The following is a 25,736-nucleotide window of genomic DNA, read 5'->3' on the forward strand; positions in this document are numbered from 1 at the left end:
TCGGCTTTCAACGTCCTTGCGATTTGTTTTTGACTGAAACCGCTGTAGCATCGCCCCGCAATGCACTCGAAGCGAAAGTTGTCACATTGACGATAGCCAAACCGCCGTTCGACGACGGCTTTCTGCTCAGATCAGACCCTTCCGACCCAAGGCTCTCCGCAGAAGTGACCGGCGTTGACCACCTCGGCGCAAAGGTCACCACACGGGTGGTGACCGAAAAGGCCCTCACACTGTATCTCAACCGGCAGGAGATCGTCACCATGATGACGATTGGCGACCATCCGGACCTGATGGCCGTGGGCTATCTGCTGAACCAGAACATGCTGCATGCCGATGACGAGATCACGGCCATCGACTATGATGACGATCTCGAGGTGGTGGTGGTTCGCACCGAACGCGAGACCGATTACGAGGCAAAGCTGCAGAAGAAGGTGCGAACCTCAGGCTGTGCCCAGGGAACCGTCTTCGGCGATGTGATGGAGAATTTCGCCGACATCAAGCTGGCGCCGGATGCGCGGCTGAAAACCTCGTGGCTCTACGCGCTGACACACAAGATCAACACGGCGCCAAGCCTCTATCTGGAAGCCGGGGCCATTCATGGCTGCGTGCTGTGCCAGGGTGATGTGCCGCTGGTCTATATGGAAGACGTCGGCCGGCACAATGCTGTCGACAAGATTGCCGGCTGGATGTTCATGAACAAGGTCAGGGCAGACGACAAGATCTTCTACACCACCGGGCGGCTGACGTCTGAAATGGTGATCAAGACCGTAATGATGGGCATTCCCATTCTTGTCTCCCGTTCGGGCTTCACCGCCTGGGGCGTCGAGCTTGCGCACAAGGCCGGATTGACGCTGATCGGGCGGGCACGCGGCAAGCGCTTCCTGGCGCTCGCGGGACTGGAGCGGATCGAGTTCGACAGTGATCCGACAGAATCTGACAAAGAGGCCCCGCGTCATCGCCGCAAGGGCTCGTCCGAGGATGACACATGAGCACCACCATTGCAGGGCTGGTACTGGCGGGCGGCCTTTCGCGGCGGATGGGTGGCGGCGAAAAGGGCCTGCAATTGCTCGCCGGACAATCGATGATCTCCCGGGTGATCAGCCGGATCGCGCCGCAGGTCGATACGCTGGCGATCAATGCCAATGGTGATCGGGAACCCTATCTGCAGTTTGGCCTTCCCGTCCTGCCCGACACGATCGGCGGCCATGTCGGCCCGCTTGCAGGTGTGCTGACGGGGCTCGAATGGGCTGCGACGCAGCCAGGCATCACCCATATCGTCACTGCCGCGACCGATACGCCGTTCCTGCCGCTTGATCTGGTCGAGCGGTTTGCAGCAATCGCCGGCCCTGAGCGTATCGTTCTTGCCCGGTCTGGCGGCAATCGGCATCCGGTGTTCGGGCTTTGGCCGGTGGCATTGCGTCAGGATCTGGCGCAATGGCTCGGCACCAGCGACACCATGAAGGTACTGGCCTGGGCCAACCGTCATGACCTCGCCTTTTGTGATTATGAAGCGGGCGGAGACGGAACGCCCGACCCGTTCTTCAATGCCAACACGCCTGAAGAACTGGCCGAGGCGGAAGCCTTTGTCGCCAGAGCCAATGCATGAACCAGCGTATCTTCGGCATCACCGGATGGAAGAACTCCGGCAAGACCACGTTGACCTGCAAGCTGGTGGAGGAGTTCACACGACGCGGGTTTCGCGTTGCCACAGTCAAGCATGCGCACCATCTGTTTGACATCGACCATGACGGCACCGACAGTTACCGCCATCGGCAGGCGGGTGCTGGGGAAGTGGCCATTGTCTCCGGACGCCGCTGGGCGATCATGCATGAACTCGGAGAAGAACAAGAGCCATCGCTCAACGATATTCTGGCGCGACTGTCGCCGTGTGATCTGGTGCTGATTGAGGGCTACAAGCGCGAGAGCCACCCGAAGATCGAGGCGCGTCGACTTGCTGCTGCGGACCGGGCGCCGGTGCCGGATATCGACGCCAGTATTCGCGCCATTGCCGCCGATCATGACATTGCTGATGCCGATGTTCCGGTCTTCGCACTGGACGACATCGCCGCCATTGCCGATATGATCGCGCGCGAAACCGGATTGGGAGAGACTGCCGCATGACACCGCGCAAGCTTTTGAACGACTGCTTCCTTACTGACAAGGACCGGCTCAGCCACGAGGAATGCCTAGCGATCCTGACCGGCCGACTGTCAGTGGTGACAGGTATCGAGGAACTGCCGCTGGTCCGGATTTCAGGGCGCTGGCTTGCCGCCGATATCATCGCGCCGCGCAATGTGCCGCTGCATGAAAATTCCGCCGTCGACGGCTACGCCTTTGCAGCCCCCGCTAGCGGTTCCATGCCGGTGGTCGCGCGCATTGCAGCCGGAGACCTCGACAGCTACCGGCTCAAGCCGGGTCAGGCAGCGCGCATCTTCACAGGCGCGCCTATGCCCGAAGGCGCGGATACGGTAGCCATGCAGGAAGATTGCACGGTTGAGGGCGATCACGTCACGGTTCCACTTGATCTCAAACGCGGCGCCAATGCCCGCCGTGCCGGTGAAGATGTGGCAGAAGGCAGCGCGGTGCTGCAAACCAGCTCCCGGCTCAGACCGCAGGACATGGCGGCACTGGCGTCCTTCGGCCTGCCGCAGGTCAAGGTGCACGCGCCGATCCGGGTTGCGATCCTGTCAAATGGTGATGAGCTGCTCGAGCCCGGCGCCGAAATCGCACAGGGACAGGTCTATGATTCCAACCGCTCCATGCTGCACGCCCTGCTTGATACCCTGCCCTGTGAAATCACCGATCTCGGCATCCTGCCCGACGACGCAACGCTGATCGAGGCCACCCTGGCCGATGTTGCAAAGACCCATGATGTAATCCTGACCAGCGGCGGAGCGTCGCGCGGTGACGAGGACCACATCATCAATGCCATCGACACCCTGGGCACGCGCCATCTCTGGCAGATCGCGGTCAAGCCTGGCAGGCCAATGAGCTTTGGCCAGATCGGCGACTGCATCTTCCTGGGCCTGCCGGGCAATCCGGTCGCGGCCTTCGTCTGCTTTCTGCTCTATGTGCGCCCGGCGCTGACAGTGCTTGGCGGCGGGATATATCAGGAGCCAGTCAGGTTCCCGGTCGCCGCCGGTTTCGAGGTCCCGGGCAAGAAGCCCGGTCGCCGCGAATTCTGGCGTGGCTGGCTCGAGCCCGGACCTGATGGGCGGCCCGTCGCGCATAAATTCGCGCGCGACGGATCGGGGCTGATTTCCGGACTGAGACAGGCAAGCGGCCTGATCGAAATCACCGAAAGCGTGACATCGGTGGCAAAGGGCGAGCTGGTGTCGTTCCTGCCCTTTACCGGGTTTGGAATAGACGGCTGATCAGGGCTTTGCGTTGGGGAAGAACAGCTGCTTGCCGTCGAGCTTGTTGGCGGCGATCAATTCCTGCCCGTGCTCCGAAATCATCCAGTCGATGAACTGCTGGCCGAGATCCGCCTTGACGCTTGGGCACTTTTCGGGATTGACCAGAATGATGCCGTACTGGTTGAACAGCACGGGATCGCCCTCGACCTCGATCTTGTAATCGCCCTTGTTGCCGAAGCTGATCCAGGTGGCACGATCCGAGATCGTATAGGCGCCCATGCCGACACTGGCGTTCAGTGTCGCGCCCATGCCGGAGCCGGTTGCACGATACCAGTCTCCCGAGGCGGCCTTGGTGTCGATCCCGGCCTTGTCCCAGAGCTTGAGCTCCGCCTTGTTGGTGCCGGAATCATCACCGCGGGAGGCAAACAGCGCCGCCTTGTCGGCAATCGTCTTGAAGGCCGCGACGGCATCCTTGCCACCGGCAATGCCCGCGGGATCCGCGGCAGGACCGACAATGACGAAATCATTGTACATGAGATCGGAACGAGCCACGCCGAACCCGTCAGCGACAAATTTCTCTTCGGCTGATTTGGCGTGGACCAGCAACACGTCGGCATCGCAGTTCTGGGCGTTCTTGATCGCCTGCCCGGTGCCGACAGCCACCACGTTGACCGTGACGCCTGTCTCGGATTTGTAGATTGGCAGGATGTAATCGTAAAATCCCGAATTCTGCGTCGACGTGGTGGACTGCACCAGGATCGACGGATCCTCCGCAGAAGCGCCTGTTGCAAGCAGGGAGAGAAGTGCGGCTCCGAGCAGCGTGGTTTTCATCATATGAGATTCCTCCTGGTTAGTCCGTTTTTTGTTCAAAGAACAATATTGCCCGACAGATAGGCTTTGGCAGCCTCAGATGACGGGGTGGCGAAGAAAGCCGCAGCCGGACGATGTTCAACGAGCTGGCCGTGATGAAGAAAGGCTACATCACCAGCCAGGCGGCGGGCTTGACCCACATCATGGGTGACGAAAATAACCTTGGTCTGGTCGGCGCTTGATGCCAGCACAATCTGTTCGATCATCTGCACCGACGCAGGATCGAGGCTCGCTGTTGGTTCATCCAGCAGAAGAACCTTGGGCCGCGTCGCCAGCGCCCGCGCCAGAGCCAGCCGCTGCTGCTCGCCACCCGACAACAGCCGCGCCGGTTGCTGGGCCCGGTCGGCAAGGCCAACACGTGTGAGCAGTTCCTCACAGCGTGCCCGGCGCTCGGGTTTGGTTCCCGAACGGCGGCGCAGAACAAAATCAATGTTGGCTGCCACCGAGCGACGCAGCAGCACCGGCTTCTGAAACACCATCGCCTGCGTTGACCGGGTGGCTTCACCGCAGGCAACCTCGCCCCAGCTGATCCAGCCGCGCGTTGGCGCGATCAGTCCGTGAACCAGACGCAGGAACAGGCTTTTGCCGGCTCCGTTGGGACCCATGATGACGGTGACTGACCGCGGATCGAGCACAAGTCTCTCGATATTGACCAGCGGTTTTCCCGCAACTTCAAGCGCCAGCCGCTCGATCCTGAGAGCCCCCGGCAACACACGGTCGCGCGGCGTCTGCGGCCCCGCATCAGAGGCGGGTGTCGGGATCAGCGGAGCGGCGTCAGGCATAGGCCTGCCTTTCGGCAATCGCCCGCAGCGCGCCTGCGCCAAGATTGACCGAGACGGCGATGCTCATCAGGATGATCCCGAGCGCCAGCGCCATTCCGAGATCACCCTTCGAGGTTTCGAGCGCGATGGCCGTGGTCATCACCCGGGTAAGATGTTCGATGTTGCCGCCGACAATGATGACGGCGCCCACCTCGGCCACCGCGCGACCAAACCCTGCCAGCGCGACTGTGACTAGCCCGTAGCGCCCGTCGACGATCAGCGCCAGCATTGCGCGTCCGCGGGAAACTCCAAGCGAGCGAAACTGTTCGTCATATTCGGCCTGCAACGCCTCCAGAACCTGCCGCGACAGTGCCGCAACGATGGGCGCGATCAACAGGGTCTGGGCGATGATCATCGCCGTCGGGCTGTAGAGCAGGCCAAGCCAGCCCATAGGCCCGGCGCGCGACAGGGCGAGATAGACCAGCAGCCCGATCACCACCGGGGGGAACCCCATCATCGAATTGACAAGGGCAATGACAATCCCGCGCCCAAAGAACTTTCGCACCACCAGAAGTGCTCCGAAGGGAAATCCGATGAGGCATGAGAGAAAAAGCGCTGTCAGGCTGACCCGCATGGAAAGGCCGACAATTTCGAACAGGTCCGGATCGCCCGAAACGATCAAACCAAAAGCCAATCCGAATGCGCCTGCGAAATCCTGCATGGCTATCCCCGGTCTCCGGCAAGCATCCGTTCTTCACCCAGACGGGTCCAGATGCGGTCGGCAATGTCCCGATAGATCCGCGCCTGAACGCTATCGGGATCGGAAACAACGATAGGCGTGCCGTTGTCGGATGTTTCGCGGATCGCCATGACCAGCGGCACTTCGCCAAGGAACGGCACACCGATGCGCTCGGCCTCGGCATGGGCTCCTCCATGACCAAAAATATTCTGCTGGCCACCGCAATCAGGGCAAATGAATGAGCTCATGTTCTCGATGATGCCAAGAATGGGAACATCGACCTTGCGGAACATTTTCAGACCCTTGCGGGCATCGATCAAGGCAAGATCCTGCGGCGTGGACACAATCACGACACCTGCCAGCGGGACATTCTGTGACATCGTCAATTGCGCGTCACCGGTGCCCGGCGGCATGTCGACGATCAACACATCGAGTTCACCCCAGGCCACTTCGCGCAGCATCTGGGTCAAGGCCTGCATCAGCATTGGTCCTCGCCAGACCATCGCCGTTTCCTCGTCGACGAGAAATCCCATCGACATGACCTTGAGGCCGTAACCTTCGAGTGGGGTCATAATGCGGTTTTCACCGGCCTGCGGCCGACCTGATATGTTCAGGAGGCGGGGCATCGACGGACCGTAGATATCGGCATCAAGGATGCCGACCTTCATGCCATTGGCCTGCAGCGCCAGCGCAAGGTTGACCGAGGTGGTGGATTTGCCAACTCCACCCTTGCCAGACGCGACCGCGATAATCGCCCCTATTCCCGGCACGGGCGCCTTTGTTCCGGGTGCAGGCGGTGGTGACGGCGCGCGGCCCTGCATCGGCGGAGGCACGGCTGAAGACTGAGCCACGGACGGAGCACCCCTCACCGGGACTGGGTTGACTGCCTCCCCTTTCCGATTTGCGGTGAGCGTCACCTTTGCCCGGGTGACACCGGGCACAGACATTGCAGCTTTTTCAGCTGCTGCCCGCAATGGATCGAGCTGCTCGGCAAGATAGGCCGGGACGGAGATCGAAAAGGTGACCTCATCATCAGCGACGACGATACCAGAGACCAATCCAAGATCGACGATATTGCCGGTCAGGTTGGGTCCCTTGACCCGCTTGAGCTGTTCCAGAATCTGGTCTGTGGCGATTGTCACTGCGTACCCCGTGGTCGATAGTGCATCAGAGGTGTCGCACTGCACGTCCGGGTTCTTGTTCCGGTAGATGCGCTTTTACACCAATCGAGCGACGAGGAGAGCCGGGAATGGACAGCACCGAAACGGAGAAATTTGTCAGGCTTGCCGATCGGTTCATCCGTATCGCCAATACGGCCAACGCCAAGATCCCTGCCACCGACATTCACATGGCATTCCTGTATGGCGCTGCGCGTTACAATGCGTTTGTGGCCAAGAATGTGATCGAGGCAGAAGACCACGAGGCCTTTGTCACCGAAATGGTCGCTGCCTATACCGAGATGCTGCGCAATCATCTGGCCGACCCTAACGTGTGAAAATTGCCTCATCCATTCAGCCGATGTCTGATGGAAACGCGCTTTTGCTGCAGCGGCTCGGGATCTGCGGTCTCATAGGCTTCAGGCTTCACGTCGACCGCATCAGTCTCTATCGTCATGTCGGGTTCAGCATCACCGGGCGATTGAGCATCAGCGATCTTCGCTTCTTCGGTCGGATCTGCGTCTGCGTCCTGCCCCACATCGTGCGCGACATCCTCAGGCGCATCTTCTGACGCAATTTCAGTGACGGGCGCATCCTGGGTGAGCCGACCCGTTGCCTGCTGCAGCACTTTCTCGGCCTCAGTCAGAAAGCCACGGCCCACGTCCCATGATGATTTGTAGACCATGTGCAGCGGATTGTTGTAGTCCTCGTCATAGTCGTTCAATCCATCCAGATTGGCGAGCACAGGGTTGGAGTTGAAGAATTTCTGCAGTGCCTTCTTTCGCAACAGATCGGGCACGCCGCGCTTCATGAAGATCGAGAAATCAAAACCGTAGCCAGCCGCGTCCAGATCGACGGCTTCGGCCGCCAGACGGTTGGCCTCGGCTTCGGTGCGTTCGGCTTCCAGTTGCTCGTTGTCAATCTCGACGGGCTCAACCGGACCAACTGCAACCGCCTCATCGTCGGGGTCCACATCGGGATTGGTCAATTGCGCCTGCTTGCGCTTTGACCAGCGGGCCAGAAATCCTTGTTTGTCTTCAGCCATCCAGATCTCCACTGTCGGAGCGCTTGCGGCTCAGGAAAATCGGCTGTTTGCCAAATTTCTGTTCTTCGAGATCAAGCTTGTCGCGCCGCCGTTTCAGGAAGGGCGTTTCCACATGATAGGCGTCTAGAAACTCGAGGATTGCCTCGGCGATCTCGGGCGGCATCGGCAAGCGTTCGATGATGTCCTCGCTGCCAACTTCGTAGTCTTGAGCGGCGTGCGGAGAGGCCGTGACGCTTTGGACATACCAGTCGAGTGGATGCTGGTTTTCGCTGTCGCGTCGCAGCACCACATAGAGCGCCGGATTGCCGCTGTCGAAATTTTCGACATAGGAATCTGTGTCTGCTGCGTAACAGGTCAGATCGACGCGGCCCATGTAGTAGCGCGTCATTCGATCATCGCTGATCAGGATGTCGCCCGCATTCAGATCCGCGGGAGCAAGCATCACGCCGACCGGCATCCAGTAGTCTTTTGCCCACCGAGAAATCGACTGCCGCTTCTCGGCAATCACTCCCAGCATAATTGTCAGTTCCCGCGACACGCCGGTCAGTCCCTCCCCGGTCTTGAGGCAATCACGGTTGTCTCTTCCCGTTGAAAGTATAAGGTGTTTGCAGACGACAACAAGGGTGATCCAATGGTTTTAGACGCAACCAAGCTTTTTGTATGCAGCTGCGAAAAAACCATGTCCGTCGACCCCGCGAAACTCGGGGCAGCCTATGGTGAAGTCTCCGGCCACCACCAACTTTGCCGCAGCGAAATGGGTGTGATCGAGGCAGCCTTTGCGACCGACACGCCGATCTGTATTGCCTGCACACAGGAACGTCCGCTGTTTGAAGAGCTCGCTGCCGAGGTCGGACACCAGGGGCTGTCATTCGTCAACATTCGCGAGATGGCGGGCTGGAGCACCGACAAGGCTTCCGTGACACCTAAAATGGAAGCTCTGCTGACCGCGGCAAAACTGCCGACGACGCCAGCCCGGTTGCGGGCAATCGAAAGTGACGGGCTTTGCCTGGTGATCGGGGCCGGTCAGGCGGCTTTTGATGCAGCACAGCGGCTCAACCGCACCTTGTCCGTGACCCTGCTTCTGACCGGAACGGATGATCTGGTGTTGCCATCCGAGTTGCCGTTTCCGGTGTTTTCCGGCCGCGTGGCTTCTGCCAGCGGATCGCTGGGAGCTTTCCAGCTGGTTGTTGACCGCTATGCCGCCATGCTGCCGTCTTCCAAGGCAAGACCCGAATTTGCAATGGCGCGCGACGGGGCGAAAACCTCCTGCAGCGTCATATTCGACATGTCGGGTGATACCGCGCTGTTCACGAGAGCCCATGGCCGTGACGGCTATTTCCGGGCTGATCCGGGCAATCCCGTGACCATACTGGAAGCGGTGATCGAGGCTTCGGATTACGCGGGCAGTTTCGAAAAACCGATCTACGTGACCTACGACGCTTCGATCTGTGCCCATGAGCGATCAAAGAAAACCGGCTGCAGCAAATGCATCGACCAGTGCCCAGCCGGTGCAATCACCGGGCTGGGTGACGCTATCGTCGTTGATCCCGGCATCTGCGGCGGCTGCGGCAATTGTGCCGCCCATTGCCCCACCGGTGCGGTGGCCTATACCTATCCGACGCGGACCGACCAGATTTCGCGGGTACAGACGCTTGCCCGCACATTCCTGGCGGCCGGCGGCCAGGCTCCTGTCCTTCTGCTTCATGACGCTGGCCATGGCACACCGTTGATCGGGGCGATGGCGCGGTTTGGCCGCGGTCTGCCAGCCCGGGTCATCCCGCTAGAAATGCATGCAACGAGCGGTGTGGGTCACGATTTGATGGCTTCCGCGCTCGCCTCCGGATTTCGCCAGATCGTGGTGCTGGGCGACCCCCACAAGGCTGAAGAATTCGGCGCCGTTGGTGAGGAAAGTCAGTTGATGGAGGCGCTGCTGGCCGGCTTTGGCCACACCGGCGGTCGTGTCGTGACCCTGCTCGAAGCCGACCCGGATCAAGTTGAGACCGCGCTCTATTCCCTCCCCGACCTGCCGGAAATCACGCGCGCCGCCCCCAAACCGCTGGGCGGAAAGCGCGAAGTATCGCGCGCTGCGCTTGGTGTTCTGGCAGACGCCGGCAAGCCGGTTTCAGACATCGTGCCGCTCTCGGTCAGCGCGCCCTACGGCCTGGTTCTGGTTGATACGGAAGCCTGCACGCTGTGCATGGCCTGCGTGTCATCCTGTCCGGCGGACGCGTTGCGCGACACGCCCGATACACCGCAATTGCGTTTTGTCGAGGCAGCTTGCGTTCAATGCGGCATCTGCGAGGCAACCTGTCCGGAAACGGCGATCACGCTGCAGCCGCGTTACAATATTTCTCCCAATGTCATGCAACCCGTGACGCTGCATGCTGACGAACCGGCCTGCTGCACCTCGTGCGGAAAAGCCTTTGCAGCCGGCGGAATGCTGCGGGCAGTGGAACGGCGCCTCAAGGGCAACCGGATGTTTGACACCGACCAGCGGCGCGCGCTCATTCATATGTGCGAGGACTGCAAGCTCGAAGAGTTATCACGTGACGGCGCTGATCCGTTCGCTATCGCTCATTCTCGCCGCACCCGCACGACCGATGATTACCTTGAAGCGGGTCGCCGTGGGCTGACGGTCGAAGACTTCCTGAATGAAGACTAGCAACGCGATTCAGTCCGTTGGGGGCTGATGCATTGCCTCGCGACACAAGGCCATTGCGGGAACGACAGCACAGGCGCATAGCTAGCATCCATCAAGCCTTATGGAGGATATCATGCGCCTTTTTCCCGCTATCGCCATTCTCGCATCAATTCTTGCAACGCCCGCGCTGGCTGACACAGCCGGTGGCGTTGTTGTCGCCTTTGACCGTGTCGATCATGTGCTGGTTCTGGATGACAAGACCGTCTGGGATTTGACACCGGCCGGTGACCTTGTTCCCGAGGGACTGAGTGCCGGCAATCATGTCACCATCGAATACGATTCTGCAGGTGACAGCGGCGTCGGCAAGATCAAGGGAATCACGATCGACGCCAAGTAGGCCATGTCAACGCAAGCTTGACCTTCGCCAAGGTGCACTGAGCTACTGCAGCAGCGGGTTGAGCGGCAGGTTGATCAGCAGGTTCTGCGGCTTCATGCGAATGCGGTCATGGGCATCCACTGCCATCCCGAGAAAAGCCGGTTTGCGACGTATTCGCTCGAGCACCCGGTCCTGATCGAGAAACTCCATCCTGAACAGGGCCACAATGCTACCCTGCCCTTCCTCCGGCAGATATTGACCTTCGTAAAGCGCATTCATGATGCGGGTGGCTTCCGCATCCAATCCGACATGCCAAGACCAATGCTCGTCCTTGACTGACTGTAGCGGCTGCACCCTGACCCGCAGATCGAGAAAATGCCTGATCCAGCGTTCGATCAGCCGGGCAAAAGCATCCTGCCCGGGCTCCGAGAAACGGAAATCCAGAGCCAGGTCAAAATGGTCGGCACGGGCCCAATAGTCCTCGGCACCTTCAGCGTTGAGAATTTCGAGCGCAACATCGGTTCTCCTGGGATCGGTCAAGGCCAGGAGGGCTGCTTGCTGCGCGCGGGTTTCGACCACTTCAGCATCGGCCAGCATCATCCGCTCGTTGGAGGTGGTCGCGGTCTGCTCACGGAAGAACAACTCGGCTGCCCGCGCCACCGTTGCATCGCCTTCTCCCATGAGAATATTGCCCATGATCAGATGCGCCATCTGGCTGATGAACACCGGCGGGATCATAGGCGCGCCAGGAGCAAAGAGCGACACGTAGGCTGCCTCGATCGATCCCTTGGCGACCAAATGGTCGCGAAAACGCAGGACCAGCGCATAATTGTCCGCCGCATCGCAATCCGCAATTGCAGCGAGATCGGCCGGGCTCACAGGTGCGAATGGATCCGCCATCAGCCGCTCGAACAGCGCATGTTCAACCGCGCAGCTTTCCTCGACAGGATGGATTTCCGGACGCGTGTAATAGGCGCGCAGGAAATCTGCACTGACCGCAAGCCAGCGATTGTCCAGCCTGTGGGTGAGATGCTGCCCGGCGGATTTCCAGATCACGCCCGCTGCCTTTTCATTGATCTGTTTCACCCGGCCATCCCCAATCCCTGAGCAAGCGACAGGCCGTGAGCGCCTCCGGCGCCATCAAGCAACAAGCCGCCATCTTCATCTATGCCGATCATCCGGCCTTCGTGCTGAACCTTGCCCACTTGCACCGCGACCTTGTCTGTGGGCTGCATGCGACCTCGAAAATCCGGATGTGCGGCGCCAAAGCCGTCATGTTCCCAGGCATCGACCCAGGACAGGAAATGCCGCGCGATGGCCTCGATGACCTGGGTCCGATCAAGATCGCCGCACCCCTCTTCAAACAGCGCCGTGGCGTGCCTGGCGAGGCCCGGCGCGTCAACGATCGCGGCCGACAGGCTCATTGCAATGGAAAAGCCCAGCACGATGAATTCCGGCGTGTCCTCAAGTCCAGCACCCTCGGGGGCCTGCAAAAACACCTCGCCAACTTCGCCGCCATTGACCAGAAGCGTTGTCGGCCATCGATACATCAGCGCAAGGTTTGGCGGACCGATTGATCCGAGCGCATCGCCAATGGCAACCATCAGCAAGGGCGCCATCTGCAACGCCTTGGCAAGGGCGCACTCAGGCTCGAGGACAATTGCCGCCCGGGCATGGGTTTCGGCCATCGACCAGCACAGATCACCGGCACTGAGCTTACCCTGGCGCGCACCCTCCAGCGCGACGCGCAAAGGGTCATCCTCAGCGGGCACAGCATGGCCTTTCAGGAGCGGCGGGAATTCAGGGTCGGGCAGCATGCTCGCGGTCAGGGCAACTCGACTTCGCCGGTGACGACATGCTCGAGGTCGGTCCCTTCGGCTGTCAGCACCATCTTGAGCTTTAAGGGGCCTTCACCAGCAGCGCCGGACCGCACCAGCTCCTCGATCTGCTGCTGAGAAGTCACACCTACCTGCTTGAGGAATTTGCGCATCGACAGGTTAAAGGTTTCGTCGCTCATGATGTCACTTTCATATCTGGGTCGTTGTGCGGCAGCACAGCCTGTAAAGGCGTCGCTTGAGGGGCCTGTCAGTGCAGGCGCACATTGTCTGTCGAATAAGCCACTGCCGAGGGCGTCTCCCATAACGGTTTGAGACCAAACCGGGCACCTGCCACAACTACCAGCAGAACAACGACGCTGAGAAGGAATGCTTTCATGTTCTATTCTTCCCCATCATCACTCGGCTGGCGCGGCAACAATGCCGTCAGTCTTCTTCGCCATGACTTCATCGACCCATAGCGAATGGTGTTCCCTGGCCCAATTCAGGTCAACCTCGCCTGAGCCCATGGCATCATAGGCGCCCTGCATCCCGATTGTGCCGATATAGATATGGGCCAGGATCAGACAAATCATCGCGACCGAGATGATGCCGTGCCAGGCGCTGTTGAACTGCTGTTCCTGAATGGCGCTGTAGGGCGGCTGCGGCAATCCAAGAAGTGCAGGCACATCGATGCCGATATTGCCCAGAAGCGCGAATGTGCTCGAGAACAGATGATGCTCGAACGGAAACAGCAGGGCCCATCCCGAGACCGACAGCGAAAGCCCAAACAGCATCACGCCCCAAAAGATGATTTTCTGGCCGGCATTGAATTTCTTTGCAGGAGGATGGCTGGACTTGCCGATCAATCCGCCGCCCTTGGCCAGCCAGTTCAGATCGGTCCGGTCGGGGATGTTGTGCGCAATCCAGAAGACGAAGGCGAGAATGAGCCCGAGCATGAAGGCAAAGGCCGTGTAATTGTGCGTTGCCTTGAGGAAGCCTGACGTCGGCCCGAACAGATCCTTGCCTATGACCGGCATGACCAGTGAACGACCGAAAGTAAAGTTCAGGCCGCTGATTCCCAACGTTATGAAAGACAAAGCCATGAGCCAGTGGCTCATGCGCTCAAGGGTGGAAAAGCGCTTGATCTTGACGCCAGACATGCCGTGCTCAACCTTGATGCGTCCCCGGATGGCGAAGAACACTGCCAGAAGCACGATCGTGGCGAGCATCGCATAGCCCAGATAATCATGGATCGGGCCATTTCTGTAGAGCCGCCAGTCCTCGCCTTGCGACTGGATCATCTGGCCGGCGGACTTGTTCGGGATGGACACAGCGCCGGTCTCGCCAAGTCGGATATCGTGCCAGATTTCCGCATCGGACTGCGTGCCCTGGACGCCGCCCTGCAAAGGGGGGCCGGCCGGCGCGATATTTGTGGTCGCGTTTTCCGGCGGGCGCACAGTGCTCTGGGCGTTGGCCTGCAACGGCAGGCACAGCCCGACAAGAGCAAGAATGGCAAACACGATACCGGGTAGGAGATATCGCTGAGACGCGTGGCGCGTCCTGAGATTATTCATCGGTGAACTCCCGGGGTCAGAATATGATCTGGAGAGACCTGGCAGCCGAACATCCGTCCGCCTGCCAGGTTGGCTGCGATTGACAGCAACCGGTCAGCCACCACTCTTCTGGTCATAGGCTGTGCCCCAGCCCCATGCGCCGGCGCCGAAGCCGCGGGCCACCACACGCTCACGGTAGATCTGCGATACCGTGTCACCATCACCGGCCAGCAGCGCCTTGGTCGAGCACATCTCGGCGCAAAGCGGCAGCTTGCCTTCTGCAATCCGGTTGCGTCCATATTTCTGGAACTCGGCGGCAGAGTTGTCTTCTTCAGGACCGCCGGCGCAGAAGGTGCACTTGTCCATCTTGCCACGGGAGCCGAAGTTGGAGGCTTGCGGATATTGCGGCGCACCGAACGGGCACGCATAGAAGCAATAGCCGCAACCGATGCACAGATCCTTGTCGTGCAAAACGATGCCGTCGGCCGTGTGGTAGAAGCAGTCAACCGGGCAGACCGCCATGCACGGCGCGTCCGAGCAGTGCATGCAGGCCACCGAAATAGACCGTTCTCCCGGCTTGCCGTCATTTATGGTGACGACACGGCGCCGATTGACGCCCCAGGGCACTTCGTTCTCGTTCTTGCAGGCGGTGACGCAGGCGTTGCATTCGATACAACGTTCAGCATCGCAGAGGAATTTCATTCTAGCCATTGTATATCCTCCCTATGCCCGCTCGACGCGGCAAAGCGTTGTTTTTGTTTCCTGCATCTGCGTGACCATGTCGTAGCCATAGGTCTGCGCGGTGTTGCACGCTTCCCCAAGCACGATCGGATCGGCACCTTCAGGATACTTGTCCCTCAGATCAACGCCCTGGAACTGTCCGCCAAAATGGAAGGGACAGAAGACAATGCCTCGGCCCACCCGTTCGGTGACCATAGCCATGACCTTGATCTTGCCGCCTGACGGGCTGTACAGCCAGACCGTTTCACGATCCTTGACGCCCAGATTGTTGGCGTCGAAGGTGTTGATCTCGACGAACATGTCCTGCTGCAACTCTGCCAGCCATGGATTGGAGCGGGTTTCGTCACCGCCACCTTCATATTCGACCAGACGACCCGACGTCATGATCATCGGGAAGTCCTTGGAGTAATCGACATCCTGGATCGACTTGAAGGCCGTCGGCACGCGCCAGAAGGTCTTGTCGGCGATGGTCGGGTAATCGGCCACAAGTTCGCGATTGGGCGCGTAGAGCGGCTCGCGATGCAGCGGTACCGGATCGGGGAAAGTCCAGACCACGGCGCGTGCCTTGGCGTTGCCGTAAGGCGCGCAACCATGCTTGATCGCAACGCGTTGAATGCCGCCGGACAGATCGACCTTCCAGTTCACGCCGCCAACCTTCTCGTCGTAGTCAGACGGTATATCGCCCTGGTCGGAGGTCTCGCCGACTTCCTCCTCAGAGGGACGTTTTTCCAGGATGCCGGCGACATATTCGATCATGCGCCGCTCATACGGGGTGAGATCGACGTCCCAGCCAAGGCCCTTGAGCATGGCCATGGTGAATTCGGGATATCCATCTTCGATCTCGGAGCCAACCGGCCAGCTGTCTTCCGCCAGCAGGTTGTCGCCGTTGCGCTCGACGCCGAAGCGAGCGCGGAAACCCATCCCGCCCTGCGCGACCGGAATCGTCACATCGTAAAGGTTCGCCGATCCGGTGTGCTTCATCTCCGGCGTTCCCCAGCAAGGCCAGGGCAAGCCGTAGAATTCGCCGTCATGCGGTCCGCCGACGCCACGCAGGCTGGTCTTGTCGAAGGTGTACTGATGCTCCATGTGGGACTTCAGTCGCTCAGGTGACTGCCCGGTCATGCCGATCGTCCACATGCCCCGGTTCCACTCGCGCGTGATGTCCTCGACCAACGGTTCCTCGCCATTGACCTCAATGTTGCGGAACATCCGGTCTTCGAAACCGAACTTCTTGGCAAACTTGTAGAGGATGGTGTGATCCGGCAGCGATTCAAACAGTGGCTCGACCACCGCCTCACGCCACTGGATCGACCGGTTTGACGCGGTCACCGAACCATAGGTCTCGAACTGGGTCGAGGCCGGCAGAAGGTAAACGCCATCCTTGCGGTCCTGAAGCACTGCGGTCATCGTCGGATAGGGGTCGACAACGACCAAAAGGTCAAGCATTCCCATCGCCTTCTGCATTTCAGGCAGGCGGGTTTGCGAGTTCGGCGCATGGCCCCAGAACACCATGACCTTGGTGTTGTCGGGCTGCTCGAGGTTTGCCTTGGCTTCAAGAACGCCGTCGATCCAGCGCGACACCGGAATTCCGGTCTCGTTCATCATCGCCTTGTCCTTGCCGTCCTTGCCCTTCATGGTGGCAAAGCGGCCCTTGAGCCAACCGAGATCTTCACCCCATACGCGGGCCCAGTGTGCGTAGGCTCCCGCAGTCAGGCCGAAATAGCCCGGCAATGTGTCAGCCAGCACGCCGAGATCGGTCGCACCCTGCACGTTGTCGTGGCCACGGAAGATGTTGGCCCCACCACCGGACTTGCCGATGTTGCCAAGCGCCAGCTGCAGGATGGAATAGGCGCGCGTGTTGGACGAGCCGTTCGAGTGCTGTGTGCCACCCATGCACCAGATCAGCGTGCCGGGACGGTTGTTGGCCAGCGTGCGGGCCACCCGCTCGAGCTGCGAGCCCGGAACTCCGGTCACCCGCTCGACTTCTGCCGGGTTCCACTTCTTGACCTCGTCACGGATCTGATCCATGCCCCAGACACGGGTGCGGATGTAGTCCTTGTCTTCCCAGCCATTCTCGAAAATATGATACAGAATGCCCCAGATCAGCGCCACGTCGCTGCCCGGCCGGAAGCGGACGAACTCGTCGGCATGAGCTGCAGTGCGGGTAAAGCGCGGATCGCATACGATCAGCGGCGCATTGTTTTCTTCCTTGCACTTGAGCAGATGCAACAGCGACACCGGATGAGCTTCGGCCGGGTTTGATCCAATCAGGATCATCGACTTGGACTTGTGGATGTCGTTGTAGGAATTGGTCATCGCGCCATAGCCCCAGGTGTTGGCAACACCGGAAACAGTGGTCGAGTGGCAAATGCGCGCCTGGTGGTCGACGTTGTTCGTCCCCCAGTAGGCCGCAAACTTGCGGAACAGATAGGCCTGCTCGTTCGAATGCTTGGCCGATCCAAGCCAGTAGACAGAATCCGGCCCGGAGCTTTCGCGGACCGACAACATCTTGTCGCCGATCTCGTTGATGGCGTCGTCCCAGGAGACGCGCTGCCATTTGCCGTCAACCAGCTTCATCGGATATTTCAACCGGCGATCGCCATGCGCATGCTCGCGGACGGAAGCGCCCTTGGCGCAATGGGCACCCAGGTTGAACGGAGAATCATAGCCAGGCGCTTGACGTGTCCAGACACCGTTTTCGACCTCGGCAATCACCGTGCAGCCGACCGAACAATGTGTGCAGATCGACTTCTTGGTTTCGACTTTACCGGTGCCTGCGGCTGTCTGAGCTTCTGCTCGCTTGACCATTCCGCCCGAAAGCGTGGAAATGGCTGCAGCCCCACCGATGGTGAGACCCGAACGCTTCAGGAATGTCCGGCGATCGATCGCCGTTACTCCAAGCTCTGCTACCGTCGAGGACAGCCGGGGGCCTCGCGCAACCCCATTTGTCTTCTTCCTGAGCATATTATCCTCCGTTGAATTTGTTCCGTCACATAAGGCGGCCAGCGATGTTCCTCAGAAACGTGCGCTGGCGTAGTAGGCCTTGATGTGATCGGTTTCCCTGTAGCCCGCACCTGCCTGCGGTTCGGCAATATCGGTTGCCTCACTTGCATTGCCGGTGACCAGGGCCGCGCCGCTGGCAATCGTGCCAAGCCCGGCGAATTTCAGAAAACCGCGTCGGTCAGTCGTGGCGTCTTCTGTCTTTGCCTTCATGATGGTCTCCACTTCGCGACACCCTGGGCTTTCTTGAGCAATCTGGCCGGGGCGTCTCGGCCGGACTGCACTACACATTTACACAAGCACTCACCGCAAACGCGGCTACATTTCAAACGCACCCTGCTCGATTGCCATGAAAAGGCGGCCGATGCGGCCAACCGGTCTGAAAAAACGGGCCGACGGGCAGGCTTCAAGGTCCTTGAAGAAATGCGGCGTCCAGCTGCCCACATGCCTGTCGAAAAAACTCTTCTGCACTGTAACGGACTGCGCTGCACCAAAGCTGCCTTCGATCAACCCGGCCATCATTTCCATCAATGCGGCAACATGGTCTTCAGGATCCTTGACGTCATCGCTGCGGGCAATGCCGAGCGGACGCATGTCGTCACGCAAGCGGGCCAGCGGTTTTTCGTGCATGAATCCGGTGAGGTAATAAGAGCCGAACGGTGTCAGGATGCCCCTACCAAGACCGATGAAGAGAACGTCGTATTCGTCCCGACTGGCTGCCAGACCTGTCTCGGAAGCGGCCTTCGAAAGATCCGAGATTGCCTGGCCAAGCTCGGAGTCATCGCCCGTCATCTGGGTCAGGATCGAAAGAAGGGGGGCATCCGGCGGTTCACGCAACAAACGTGCAAGGAGCTTGTAGATATTGACCCGCAATTGATCGGCTTCATCAACCGAATCTATCGAAATAGCTTGTTGATTCAACACATGCGATCTCCCTAAAAAAGAAAAGACCACTTTTCTCCCCTCAAAGCAATCCAATTCGGACTTGCTGAAAAACAGCCACGCCTTTGGCCGACCAAAGCCACATGCCGGGCCCTTTCTGTTCATGGCAATTGCAATGCGAGGGACGCTTACGGACATAAGCTGGAAGATCAGTTGCACAGGCATGCTGGTCCGAAAACATGCTGCGACCGTGATTCTCGCGACAGGTTCATTTGATGGGAATCTCGAAGAAACGAATGGCTGGGGCGCCTGGATTCGAACCAGGGATGGCGGTACCAAAAACCACTGCCTTACCACTTGGCTACGCCCCAACAGTCACCCGGGCAGGCAAATCAGCTGCCCGGCGCAATCCGGAAGCATCCGGAAGCCTCGCGGGGATAGCAAAAGACGCGTGCGATCACAAGCGCGGAAACTGCCCCGGCTCAGAGATTTTCCACCGCAAACAAAAACCCGCGCAGCTTGTTCGCCACGCGGGTTTCAAATTCTTGATCAACCGGCCTGTGAAGCCGTGAAGATTGTTCCGGCGATCAGCGACGGAACATGTTGGCGATCTGCCAACCGGCAGGGACAACCGCAGCAGCGAGCGCTGCCTTGATCACATCGGTGGCGATGAACGGGCCGACGCCCCAGGCAAGCGCCTTCTCGGGACCGAAAGCAAGCGCGATCCAGGCGGCGCCGAGCAGCAGGATGATCGCAGTGCCTGCGAGGTTGACGGCAAAAAGCTTGAAGGCGTTGCGGTCAAGACCGCGATCGGCAGCCCAGCCAGTCAGGCCAGCGGCGACAACGAAGCCCGCGAGGTATCCAGTTGTGGGGCCCGCGAAATAGGCAAGACCGCCGCCATTGGTGAAGACCGGAAGGCCTGCGGCACCTTCGATCAGGTAGGCAGCAAGCGTTGCCAGAGCGAGCTTGCGACCGAAAGCAGCAGCGATGACAAAAATTGCCAGCGTCTGAAGCGTCGCAGGAACAGGCCAGAACGGAACAGTGATCTTGCCTGCCATCGCAATCAGGAGACTGCCTGACAGAACGAGTGCGGCATAGGTGGCGTAGCGCGCGGCAACACCTGAAGGCGCAAGGGTTTGGGCGAAGGAACGTGCGGGGACAGTTGCCATGGATCAATCTCCAGAAATTTCACAAGAGCGGGCCAAAGCAGCCGCCCATTGAAAGCGGTATATTGACTTACCCGCCTGACAGCAAGACAGTCCGGCCCAAATCCATGGCGGTCCACAAGTGGCGGCCACCCTACACCGGCTGACATGCCGAGTTCAGCCGGACACCGGAGACAATCGTGACAGAACCGCAGTTTGACAAGACTTTCGAGCCTTCGCATGGAGATTCGGTGCCCGTTGCGAAGAATATCCTGCGGGTGACGGCGCCGAATTCCGGACCGCTGACCTTCCATGGCACCAACAGCTATATCGTCGGCCGAGATACACTCGCCGTGATCGATCCGGGCCCTGAAGATGAAAGCCATTGGCAGACATTGGTGGCAGCCATCGCCGGTCGTCCGGTCAGCCATATTTTTGTTACCCACACCCACCGGGATCACTCGCCTCTCGCCGCCCGGCTGAAGGCCGAGACGGGAGCGACCGTTGTTGCCGAAGGCCCGCACCGCGCGGCGCGGCCGCTTTACACGGGCGAGGTCAATCCGCTCAAGGAAAGCTCGGACATGGATTTCGTCCCCGATATCGCAGCCGGCCATGGACATGTGGTTTCCGGGGACGGCTGGAGCATCGAAACACTGCACACGCCGGGCCACACCGCCAACCATGCGGCCTTCGCCCTCACCGGCGCTGACACAGACCTCGTATTTTCTGGCGATCACGTGATGGCGTGGGCGACATCGATCATTGCGCCGCCGGACGGAGCGATGAGCGATTTCATGACCTCGCTCGACATGCTGGCCGCCCGCGACGACCGCGCCTATCTGCCTGGTCACGGTGGCCCGGTGCAAAAGCCTCGGCAATTCGTCAGAGCACTCAAGACCCACCGGATCATGCGCGAGCGCGCCGTATTCGGCCGGGTTGAAAAGGGCGACCGGCTGATTGCCGACATGGTCAAGGTGATTTACCGCGAAACCGACCCACGGCTGCATGGCGCGGCGGCTCTTTCGGTGCTGGCGCATCTGGAAGATCTGGTCGGTCGCGGAGACGTGGTCACGGACGGGCCGCCGTCAATTAACAGCGAGTACCGCCTGCCCTGAGCGGAGGATCAGCCGCCGGCGATCCCGAGCAGGCGCACATCAAGATCATGCAGGAATGTGCGGATCAGGTCGGCATTGAGCCCGAGGTCATGATCTCCGTCCCGCGTTGCCGCGCGCATGTCGACAAAGGTGGTTTCCTCCTCTTCCGAAAGCCTGATCAGTATGTCCTGCGGAATGCCGAGCACAAGCGATTTTGTGCGGTACTGAACAACTGCAAAGGAGGGAAGCTGCTCGAGCGCGCCGTCCTCGATATTCGGTCGCGGCGCCGGCAGGGGCGCACGCGCAGGGTCCGCTTCACCAGTCGATACCGCAGCGCCATTCTCTGAGTCCGCACTTGCCACGGCCGGCTCAAGGCCATCAACGAGTGCATCGACCCCTATATTGGCGACCGGTGTCCACTTTCTTTCCTGCGCGACGGTCTGAACCGCCAGCAAGACACGGTCGATCGCCCCTTCGTAGCGCCGGCCGGTGATCTGTGCATAGGCGCGCGCCTGAAGCCTGCGTGCAGCGGGATCGGCACCATCAGAGCGGGGTATCCAGGACGGCACTATCTCCGGTGCCTCCAGCCATTGAGGCGGATTTGCCACATCGGTGGAAATATCGTGGATCCTGGGCAGAAGCACATAGCGACTGGCCGCCAGTCCGACCGGGATGAGGATGATCAGCGCCATGACCATGCCATTGAACGAGGCATGGCCGCCCTTGGCGCCGATGTGCCAAAGCATGAAGAAGCCGATGATCGAGAGGCCCAGCACAAGAACTGCAAGAACAGTCGCCAACAGAACGGCGGCGATTGTGTTGGGCATTTCCAGCATGCCTATCCGGTGCAAAAACAGCGCCATGAAGGCCAGCAACAACGCAAACCGTCCCAGCCTGCGCGACCAGGCTGCGGCAATTGATCTTGGTCGTTCTGGTCGGAAGGGCATGGCGCGGCCAGGTCTCCGGGACAGGTGGAGCGCGGGATGCGCGTCTGGTTGTGGTTGAATTCATTAGCGGTTCATGACTGTCGCGGCAAGCGCCTCACTTCAGCCATTCTTGAAAGGGATGTTTTAAGCGGGGGGCAGATCAAACCGGACAGGTTTTACGTTCCGAAGGAGATCCGCCATGGCGGTAGACGCCCTATCAAGGCCGGTGCACGGCCCGATAAAGCCCGCATCTGCACATACTCCCGGGGATGCACCCCTCGCCTCCCATCGCACCGATGATACCGCCCTCCCCCACCTGCCGCAGCAAACTGCCCCGCTGGCGCTGGATCTTGTGGAGCTTGATCTGGCCCTCGACCTCAGCGACATCGCGGATCGCGGCTTTGATGACGCCGTTCGCGATGCGGCCAAGGTCATCGGCGGCGAATTCCTTTTCGACCTTCCAGCTTCCGGGCTTGTCGATGACGCCCAGCGGATCGCACTTGTCTGTCTCTCGCGCGACAATGGCGGGCGCTTCGGCCTGGTGCTTCTCAGCGCCAATGGTGACCGGGTCCGCACGGTGGAAGCTGACGAAGCAACAACGGGACTGGTGCAGTTTGCCAAGGCCTTCGTGGCGGTGCTTGAAAAGCTCTGATTGCTGACTTGAAGCCTTTTATGGCCCGATCTTAAGGGCTAGTCTCCGTCCCGTAGTGCAAGCGATGGGGATGACGGGTGGAATTGAGTTCAGCAGACCGCGAGATCATCGATGGTGAACATGGCCGCGCTGCGGCGGATGCGATGCAGCTTGTGCTGAAATTCGCCGAGGCCGTCGGCGCACCCCGGTTGCTGCCCTGCGCCAGCGCCCATGTTGACGGATGCCTGTATCATGGCCAGGCAAGCCTTGATTTTGTTGAACGGTTTGTGGCGCTCGACGGTCGTGTCAGGGTTCCGACAACGCTCAATGTCGGTTCGGTCGATCTCATCCATCCAGAACTGTTTATCGGCGATGCGGCGCTCGGCGCGGCAGGCAAACGACTGATGGAAGCCCATGTCGAACTCGGCTGCACACCGAGCTTCACCTGCGCGCCCTACCAGACATTGCTCAGACCACGCTTCGGCGATCAACTGGCCTGGGCTGAATCCAACGCCATCGTGTTTGCCAATTCGGTGATCGGTGCCCGGACCAACCGTTACGGCGACTTCATTGATCTGGCCTGCGCACTGACCGGTCGCGTGCCCGACTACGGGCTTCACCGCAGCGAGTACCGCCACGCCAGGGCGGTCGTTGAAATTCATGGTTTTGATGGCGCCGAACCCGATCAGGCGGGAGGGCTAGCGGTGGCGGCAGGGCTTTTCATCGGCAAGCACTGCGGCGACACCATTGCCGCAATTACCGGGCTGCCCGCTTCGACCAGCGAGGATGATCTGAAGGCACTTGGCGCGGCGGCGGCATCTTCGGGTAGCGTGGCGATGTTTCATGCTGTGGGGCTTACGCCGGAAGCGCCGGATCTTGCAGGTGCAACGGGCGGGCTGGATGTCCCGGTGGTGGCGCGGCTTGGGCCGTCAGAGATCGCGGAGATACTGGCAACGCTGAGCACCGTGCCTGACTGGGCGGCGCTGACGGCCGTGGCGCTGGGCACGCCCCATTTCTCGCTGACCGAGTTTGACCGACTGATGCCGATGCTCGATCTCGCCCCCTTTGCGGTGCCAATCTATGTCAACACCGGGCGGCATGAGTGGGAGCGGTTGACCACTGATGGCCGCGCGGCGCGGCTTGAAGCAGCGGGCGTCACGGTTGTGGTCGACACCTGCACCTATGTCACATCCATCATCAGGGATCTGTCCGGAGCGGTGATGACCAATTCCGGCAAATGGGCCTATTACGCGCCGGGAAACCTCGGCGTCGATGCTGCCTTCGGCACGCTTGCCGACACGCTGCACTCGGCCAGGGCCGGACGGGTGGTGCGAGCATGAGCGCGCGCAGTCTGGTTCACGGCAGGGGCGAAGGGTCCGGCTTGAAGCTTGATGACCCCTTGAGCTTCTGGGGCGGCTTTGACAGCGCCAGCGGCAAGGTTATTGACCGGTTTCACCCGCAGCACGGCGTCTGCCTTAGCGGCGCGGTGCTATTCATGGAGCGTGGCCGCGGGTCGTCGTCCGGTGCGTCGGTGTTGGCTGAGGCTATCCGGCTCGCCACGGCGCCAGCAGCGATCATCCTGCTCGACGAAGACGCCATCATCACCACAGGCGCGCTGGTGGCGCAGATGCTGTACGGGATCGATTGTCCGGTGGTCGCCATCAGGGACAGGGCTGAATGGCAGAGGCTTTATGCTCTGCCCCGGCTTGTCGTGGAAGCCGGGGCAGAGGAAGTTCTTTTTACTCAGCCGCAATGATCGCGGACGAACCAGCCTGCTGGCTCGCAAAGGATCTCAGCACCAGCTGAGTGAGCGCCGCACCTGTGATCATCGACGCCAGGCCAAGCAGTGACGACACCGCCAGCACCGAACCGCCGGTCAGACCGGCGCCGATGGTGCAGCCGACAGCGAGGATGCCGCCAAAGCCCATCAGCACCGAACCTGCGGCATAGCGCCAGATCGACGGCACGCCCGGCTCGGAGAATGTCGAGATGCGGAACTCGCCAGACAGGAGAGCGGCGACAAATGCGCCCAGAACTGCGCCGATCAGGACGCCCTGATCGAGGCCTGCAAATCCACCTTCGAGCGCCAGTTCGCCGCTGGTGGCGAGAGGACGGATGAAGGACAGGCTTTCCGCCTGGATCGGCTCAAACACCTGAGTTGACAGCTGCCAGGTGAAGTACCAGCCCGCAGCAACGGTCAGGCCAATCATGACGCCACCGAAAAGCCGCGAGACGGACAGACGTGCCTTGAGCGCGAAACCGAGCGCGATCACGGCGAGAACTCCACCCAGCGCAATGCCTGCCCAGCGCTCGAGACCTGTGTGGACGAGAAGATCATTGCCGCCGATTGCAGCTGTGCTCCAGACGCCACCGATGCTGTCGCGCAATGGCACGAGCACGCCGCTGTAGGTCGCGAGCGCCGTCACAGCGATGATGAGAATCGAAAAGATACCGCGCAGATTGCCCGAGGCACTGAGCACCAGAAGTCGTGACACGCAGCCGCGTGCCAGCACCATGCCAACACCAAACAGAAGGCCCCCGGCAATGGCGCCGGAGAGGCTCTGCGCAGTCGAGAAGAAGCGGGTCTCCGACACGTCTATCATGTCTGCACCGAGCAGTGCCTGGACGGCCAGAATGGCTGCTGCAAAACCTGCGGCCCAAGTGGCGAGCGGCTTGAGATCGCTCTCGCCCATGGCCGAAAGCACCGCCGAGCGGGTGCAATAGCGGCTGCGCTGAGCAAACACGCCGAAGGCCAAGCCAAGAACGAGGCCGCCAACAAGTGCCGTGTAGGGTTCACCGATAAGCTCGATCAGAGGTACGAGATCCATCGCTTTAGTCTCCATAATTTGTATCTGCAAAATACAATCTATCGAGACTGATGGGATGGTCGGGACTTACAGCCAAACCGTGCCGAGTGGTTTTTCCTTCCCGGTAATCTCCCGAAAATAGAAATGCATTCCTCTCAGCCGGTTTCGGCGTGCGTATCGCACTGGCAAAGGCGG

At 60.3% G+C, this 25,736-nt stretch carries 29 protein-coding genes and 1 tRNA gene; 11 read left to right on the forward strand and 19 right to left on the reverse strand.

Annotated features, from left to right (window positions below):
* Nucleotides 1-122 precede the first annotated feature (122 nt).
* Genes fdhD through glp form a run of 4 tightly spaced genes read left to right on the forward strand, consistent with a single transcriptional unit; the run spans nt 123 to nt 3,374 of the window.
* The gene (gene fdhD, locus WNZ14_RS18105) at nt 123-989 is read left to right on the forward strand and encodes a formate dehydrogenase accessory sulfurtransferase FdhD (RefSeq protein WP_342870276.1); all 867 of its coding nucleotides are present in this window, start codon (nt 123-125) and stop codon (nt 987-989) included.
* Complete coding sequence (gene mobA, locus WNZ14_RS18110; protein ID WP_342870012.1) at nt 986-1,606, forward strand: molybdenum cofactor guanylyltransferase MobA; 621 nt, start codon at nt 986-988, stop codon at nt 1,604-1,606. Before fdhD ends, mobA begins: the two co-directional genes overlap by 4 nt.
* Nucleotides 1,603-2,121, forward strand: coding sequence for a molybdopterin-guanine dinucleotide biosynthesis protein B (mobB, locus tag WNZ14_RS18115; RefSeq protein ID WP_342870013.1), 519 nt, complete (start codon nt 1,603-1,605; stop codon nt 2,119-2,121). Before mobA ends, mobB begins: the two co-directional genes overlap by 4 nt.
* Complete coding sequence (glp, locus tag WNZ14_RS18120; RefSeq protein ID WP_342870014.1) at nt 2,118-3,374, forward strand: gephyrin-like molybdotransferase Glp; 1,257 nt, start codon at nt 2,118-2,120, stop codon at nt 3,372-3,374. Before mobB ends, glp begins: the two co-directional genes overlap by 4 nt.
* On the opposite strand, the gene WNZ14_RS18125 is transcribed toward glp, so the two are convergent.
* From WNZ14_RS18125 to apbC, 4 genes are read right to left on the reverse strand one after another with little or no spacing between them, the layout of a single operon-like run.
* Nucleotides 3,375-4,190, reverse strand: coding sequence for a substrate-binding domain-containing protein (locus tag WNZ14_RS18125; protein WP_342870015.1), 816 nt, complete (start codon nt 4,188-4,190; stop codon nt 3,375-3,377).
* Between the two features lie 32 nt (nt 4,191-4,222).
* Nucleotides 4,223-5,008: an ATP-binding cassette domain-containing protein gene (locus WNZ14_RS18130; RefSeq protein WP_342870016.1), complete on the reverse strand. Its 786-nt coding sequence runs from the start codon at nt 5,006-5,008 to the stop codon at nt 4,223-4,225.
* Complete coding sequence (locus tag WNZ14_RS18135) at nt 5,001-5,708, reverse strand: ABC transporter permease (RefSeq protein WP_342870017.1); 708 nt, start codon at nt 5,706-5,708, stop codon at nt 5,001-5,003. The genes WNZ14_RS18130 and WNZ14_RS18135 overlap by 8 nt, the downstream gene beginning before the upstream one ends.
* A gap of 2 nt (nt 5,709-5,710) precedes the next feature.
* Nucleotides 5,711-6,868: an iron-sulfur cluster carrier protein ApbC gene (gene apbC / locus WNZ14_RS18140; protein WP_342870018.1), complete on the reverse strand. Its 1,158-nt coding sequence runs from the start codon at nt 6,866-6,868 to the stop codon at nt 5,711-5,713.
* Nucleotides 6,869-6,975: 107 nt separating this feature from the next.
* Between apbC and WNZ14_RS18145 the strand changes: the two genes are divergently transcribed.
* Entirely contained in the window at nt 6,976-7,221 is a 246-nt protein-coding gene (locus WNZ14_RS18145; protein ID WP_342870019.1) for a DUF3144 domain-containing protein, read from the forward strand.
* Between the two features lie 8 nt (nt 7,222-7,229).
* Here the strand turns inward: WNZ14_RS18145 and WNZ14_RS18150 are convergent, their stop codons facing one another.
* Complete coding sequence (locus WNZ14_RS18150) at nt 7,230-7,928, reverse strand: DUF3306 domain-containing protein (protein ID WP_342870020.1); 699 nt, start codon at nt 7,926-7,928, stop codon at nt 7,230-7,232.
* On the reverse strand, nt 7,921-8,445 hold the full coding sequence (locus WNZ14_RS18155) for a DUF3305 domain-containing protein (protein ID WP_342870021.1): 525 nt from the start codon (nt 8,443-8,445) through the stop codon (nt 7,921-7,923). Before WNZ14_RS18155 ends, WNZ14_RS18150 begins: the two co-directional genes overlap by 8 nt.
* Before the next feature lie 162 nt (nt 8,446-8,607).
* Here WNZ14_RS18155 and WNZ14_RS18160 point away from each other — a divergent pair, with 162 nt between their 5' ends.
* Both WNZ14_RS18160 and WNZ14_RS18165 read left to right on the forward strand, forming a co-directional pair.
* Nucleotides 8,608-10,590 carry a 4Fe-4S dicluster domain-containing protein gene (locus tag WNZ14_RS18160; RefSeq protein WP_342870022.1) on the forward strand — a complete coding sequence of 661 codons (1,983 nt, stop codon included), beginning with the start codon at nt 8,608-8,610 and terminating at the stop codon, nt 10,588-10,590.
* A gap of 112 nt (nt 10,591-10,702) precedes the next feature.
* The gene (locus WNZ14_RS18165) at nt 10,703-10,966 is read left to right on the forward strand and encodes a hypothetical protein (RefSeq protein ID WP_342870023.1); all 264 of its coding nucleotides are present in this window, start codon (nt 10,703-10,705) and stop codon (nt 10,964-10,966) included.
* Between the two features lie 42 nt (nt 10,967-11,008).
* On the opposite strand, the gene WNZ14_RS18170 is transcribed toward WNZ14_RS18165, so the two are convergent.
* From WNZ14_RS18170 to WNZ14_RS18220, 11 genes are all read right to left on the reverse strand, one after another.
* Nucleotides 11,009-12,031 (reverse strand): DUF6352 family protein, encoded by a 1,023-nt coding sequence (locus WNZ14_RS18170; RefSeq protein WP_342870024.1) that lies wholly within the window; start codon nt 12,029-12,031, stop codon nt 11,009-11,011.
* Nucleotides 12,028-12,762, reverse strand: coding sequence for a biotin/lipoate--protein ligase family protein (locus tag WNZ14_RS18175; protein WP_342870025.1), 735 nt, complete (start codon nt 12,760-12,762; stop codon nt 12,028-12,030). Before WNZ14_RS18175 ends, WNZ14_RS18170 begins: the two co-directional genes overlap by 4 nt.
* An 8-nt stretch (nt 12,763-12,770) precedes the next feature.
* Entirely contained in the window at nt 12,771-12,962 is a 192-nt protein-coding gene (locus tag WNZ14_RS18180) for a DUF6494 family protein (RefSeq protein ID WP_342870026.1), read from the reverse strand.
* 68 nt (nt 12,963-13,030) lie between these two features.
* The gene (locus WNZ14_RS18185; RefSeq protein WP_342870027.1) at nt 13,031-13,159 is read right to left on the reverse strand and encodes a hypothetical protein; all 129 of its coding nucleotides are present in this window, start codon (nt 13,157-13,159) and stop codon (nt 13,031-13,033) included.
* A 19-nt stretch (nt 13,160-13,178) separates the two neighbouring features.
* Nucleotides 13,179-14,336: a formate dehydrogenase subunit gamma gene (locus WNZ14_RS18190; RefSeq protein ID WP_342870028.1), complete on the reverse strand. Its 1,158-nt coding sequence runs from the start codon at nt 14,334-14,336 to the stop codon at nt 13,179-13,181.
* Nucleotides 14,337-14,429: 93 nt separating this feature from the next.
* Nucleotides 14,430-15,026, reverse strand: coding sequence for a formate dehydrogenase FDH3 subunit beta (fdh3B, locus tag WNZ14_RS18195; RefSeq protein ID WP_342870029.1), 597 nt, complete (start codon nt 15,024-15,026; stop codon nt 14,430-14,432).
* Between the two features lie 12 nt (nt 15,027-15,038).
* Complete coding sequence (locus WNZ14_RS18200) at nt 15,039-18,020, reverse strand: molybdopterin-dependent oxidoreductase (RefSeq protein WP_342870030.1); 2,982 nt, start codon at nt 18,018-18,020, stop codon at nt 15,039-15,041.
* 51 nt (nt 18,021-18,071) lie between these two features.
* Nucleotides 18,072-18,269, reverse strand: coding sequence for a twin-arginine translocation signal domain-containing protein (locus WNZ14_RS18205; protein WP_342870031.1), 198 nt, complete (start codon nt 18,267-18,269; stop codon nt 18,072-18,074).
* 105 nt (nt 18,270-18,374) lie between these two features.
* The gene (locus WNZ14_RS18210; protein WP_342870032.1) at nt 18,375-19,157 is read right to left on the reverse strand and encodes a molecular chaperone TorD family protein; all 783 of its coding nucleotides are present in this window, start codon (nt 19,155-19,157) and stop codon (nt 18,375-18,377) included.
* A 78-nt stretch (nt 19,158-19,235) separates the two neighbouring features.
* Nucleotides 19,236-19,309: transfer RNA gene (locus tag WNZ14_RS18215), tRNA-Gln, on the reverse strand.
* Nucleotides 19,310-19,525: 216 nt separating this feature from the next.
* A complete protein-coding gene (locus tag WNZ14_RS18220) occupies nt 19,526-20,107 on the reverse strand; it encodes a biotin transporter BioY (protein ID WP_342870033.1) in 582 nt (193 codons plus the stop codon).
* 176 nt (nt 20,108-20,283) lie between these two features.
* Between WNZ14_RS18220 and WNZ14_RS18225 the strand changes: the two genes are divergently transcribed.
* Complete coding sequence (locus tag WNZ14_RS18225) at nt 20,284-21,198, forward strand: MBL fold metallo-hydrolase (protein WP_342870034.1); 915 nt, start codon at nt 20,284-20,286, stop codon at nt 21,196-21,198.
* Between the two features lie 8 nt (nt 21,199-21,206).
* Here WNZ14_RS18225 and WNZ14_RS18230 read toward each other — a convergent pair whose 3' ends face one another.
* Nucleotides 21,207-22,124 (reverse strand): DUF1499 domain-containing protein, encoded by a 918-nt coding sequence (locus WNZ14_RS18230; RefSeq protein WP_342870035.1) that lies wholly within the window; start codon nt 22,122-22,124, stop codon nt 21,207-21,209.
* A gap of 178 nt (nt 22,125-22,302) precedes the next feature.
* Between WNZ14_RS18230 and WNZ14_RS18235 the strand changes: the two genes are divergently transcribed.
* The 3 genes from WNZ14_RS18235 to WNZ14_RS18245 all read left to right on the forward strand — a co-directional run bounded on the left by WNZ14_RS18235 (nt 22,303) and on the right by WNZ14_RS18245 (nt 24,490).
* Nucleotides 22,303-22,755: a hypothetical protein gene (locus WNZ14_RS18235; protein ID WP_342870036.1), complete on the forward strand. Its 453-nt coding sequence runs from the start codon at nt 22,303-22,305 to the stop codon at nt 22,753-22,755.
* Nucleotides 22,756-22,832: 77 nt separating this feature from the next.
* Nucleotides 22,833-24,074 carry an aconitase X catalytic domain-containing protein gene (locus WNZ14_RS18240; RefSeq protein WP_342870037.1) on the forward strand — a complete coding sequence of 414 codons (1,242 nt, stop codon included), beginning with the start codon at nt 22,833-22,835 and terminating at the stop codon, nt 24,072-24,074.
* On the forward strand, nt 24,071-24,490 hold the full coding sequence (locus WNZ14_RS18245) for a DUF126 domain-containing protein (protein ID WP_342870038.1): 420 nt from the start codon (nt 24,071-24,073) through the stop codon (nt 24,488-24,490). Before WNZ14_RS18240 ends, WNZ14_RS18245 begins: the two co-directional genes overlap by 4 nt.
* Here WNZ14_RS18245 and WNZ14_RS18250 read toward each other — a convergent pair.
* The gene (locus WNZ14_RS18250; RefSeq protein WP_342870039.1) at nt 24,474-25,562 is read right to left on the reverse strand and encodes a YeeE/YedE family protein; all 1,089 of its coding nucleotides are present in this window, start codon (nt 25,560-25,562) and stop codon (nt 24,474-24,476) included. The genes WNZ14_RS18245 and WNZ14_RS18250 overlap by 17 nt on opposite strands.
* Nucleotides 25,563-25,736 lie beyond the last annotated feature (174 nt).

The sequence above is a fragment of the Hoeflea sp. AS60 genome (genome assembly GCF_038900115.1).
Classification (GTDB): Bacteria; Pseudomonadota; Alphaproteobacteria; order Rhizobiales; family Rhizobiaceae; genus Hoeflea.

Coding starts and splice junctions, on each gene's coding strand:
- WNZ14_RS18165 (WP_342870023.1), top strand. CDS start 10,703: ATGCGCCTTTTTCCCGCTATCGCCATTCTCGCATCAATTCTTGCAACG.
- WNZ14_RS18220 (WP_342870033.1), bottom strand. CDS start 20,107: ATGGCAACTGTCCCCGCACGTTCCTTCGCCCAAACCCTTGCGCCTTCA.
- WNZ14_RS18245 (WP_342870038.1), top strand. CDS start 24,071: ATGAGCGCGCGCAGTCTGGTTCACGGCAGGGGCGAAGGGTCCGGCTTG.
- fdh3B (WP_342870029.1), bottom strand. CDS start 15,026: ATGGCTAGAATGAAATTCCTCTGCGATGCTGAACGTTGTATCGAATGC.
- glp (WP_342870014.1), top strand. CDS start 2,118: ATGACACCGCGCAAGCTTTTGAACGACTGCTTCCTTACTGACAAGGAC.
- mobB (WP_342870013.1), top strand. CDS start 1,603: ATGAACCAGCGTATCTTCGGCATCACCGGATGGAAGAACTCCGGCAAG.
- WNZ14_RS18230 (WP_342870035.1), bottom strand. CDS start 22,124: ATGCCCTTCCGACCAGAACGACCAAGATCAATTGCCGCAGCCTGGTCG.
- WNZ14_RS18130 (WP_342870016.1), bottom strand. CDS start 5,008: ATGCCTGACGCCGCTCCGCTGATCCCGACACCCGCCTCTGATGCGGGG.
- WNZ14_RS18205 (WP_342870031.1), bottom strand. CDS start 18,269: ATGAAGGCAAAGACAGAAGACGCCACGACTGACCGACGCGGTTTTCTG.
- WNZ14_RS18190 (WP_342870028.1), bottom strand. CDS start 14,336: ATGAATAATCTCAGGACGCGCCACGCGTCTCAGCGATATCTCCTACCC.
- WNZ14_RS18125 (WP_342870015.1), bottom strand. CDS start 4,190: ATGATGAAAACCACGCTGCTCGGAGCCGCACTTCTCTCCCTGCTTGCA.
- WNZ14_RS18250 (WP_342870039.1), bottom strand. CDS start 25,562: ATGGATCTCGTACCTCTGATCGAGCTTATCGGTGAACCCTACACGGCA.
- WNZ14_RS18180 (WP_342870026.1), bottom strand. CDS start 12,962: ATGAGCGACGAAACCTTTAACCTGTCGATGCGCAAATTCCTCAAGCAG.
- mobA (WP_342870012.1), top strand. CDS start 986: ATGAGCACCACCATTGCAGGGCTGGTACTGGCGGGCGGCCTTTCGCGG.
- WNZ14_RS18150 (WP_342870020.1), bottom strand. CDS start 7,928: ATGGCTGAAGACAAACAAGGATTTCTGGCCCGCTGGTCAAAGCGCAAG.
- WNZ14_RS18155 (WP_342870021.1), bottom strand. CDS start 8,445: ATGCTGGGAGTGATTGCCGAGAAGCGGCAGTCGATTTCTCGGTGGGCA.
- WNZ14_RS18145 (WP_342870019.1), top strand. CDS start 6,976: ATGGACAGCACCGAAACGGAGAAATTTGTCAGGCTTGCCGATCGGTTC.
- WNZ14_RS18200 (WP_342870030.1), bottom strand. CDS start 18,020: ATGCTCAGGAAGAAGACAAATGGGGTTGCGCGAGGCCCCCGGCTGTCC.
- WNZ14_RS18135 (WP_342870017.1), bottom strand. CDS start 5,708: ATGCAGGATTTCGCAGGCGCATTCGGATTGGCTTTTGGTTTGATCGTT.
- WNZ14_RS18235 (WP_342870036.1), top strand. CDS start 22,303: ATGGCGGTAGACGCCCTATCAAGGCCGGTGCACGGCCCGATAAAGCCC.
- WNZ14_RS18175 (WP_342870025.1), bottom strand. CDS start 12,762: ATGCTGCCCGACCCTGAATTCCCGCCGCTCCTGAAAGGCCATGCTGTG.
- WNZ14_RS18185 (WP_342870027.1), bottom strand. CDS start 13,159: ATGAAAGCATTCCTTCTCAGCGTCGTTGTTCTGCTGGTAGTTGTGGCA.
- WNZ14_RS18160 (WP_342870022.1), top strand. CDS start 8,608: ATGTCCGTCGACCCCGCGAAACTCGGGGCAGCCTATGGTGAAGTCTCC.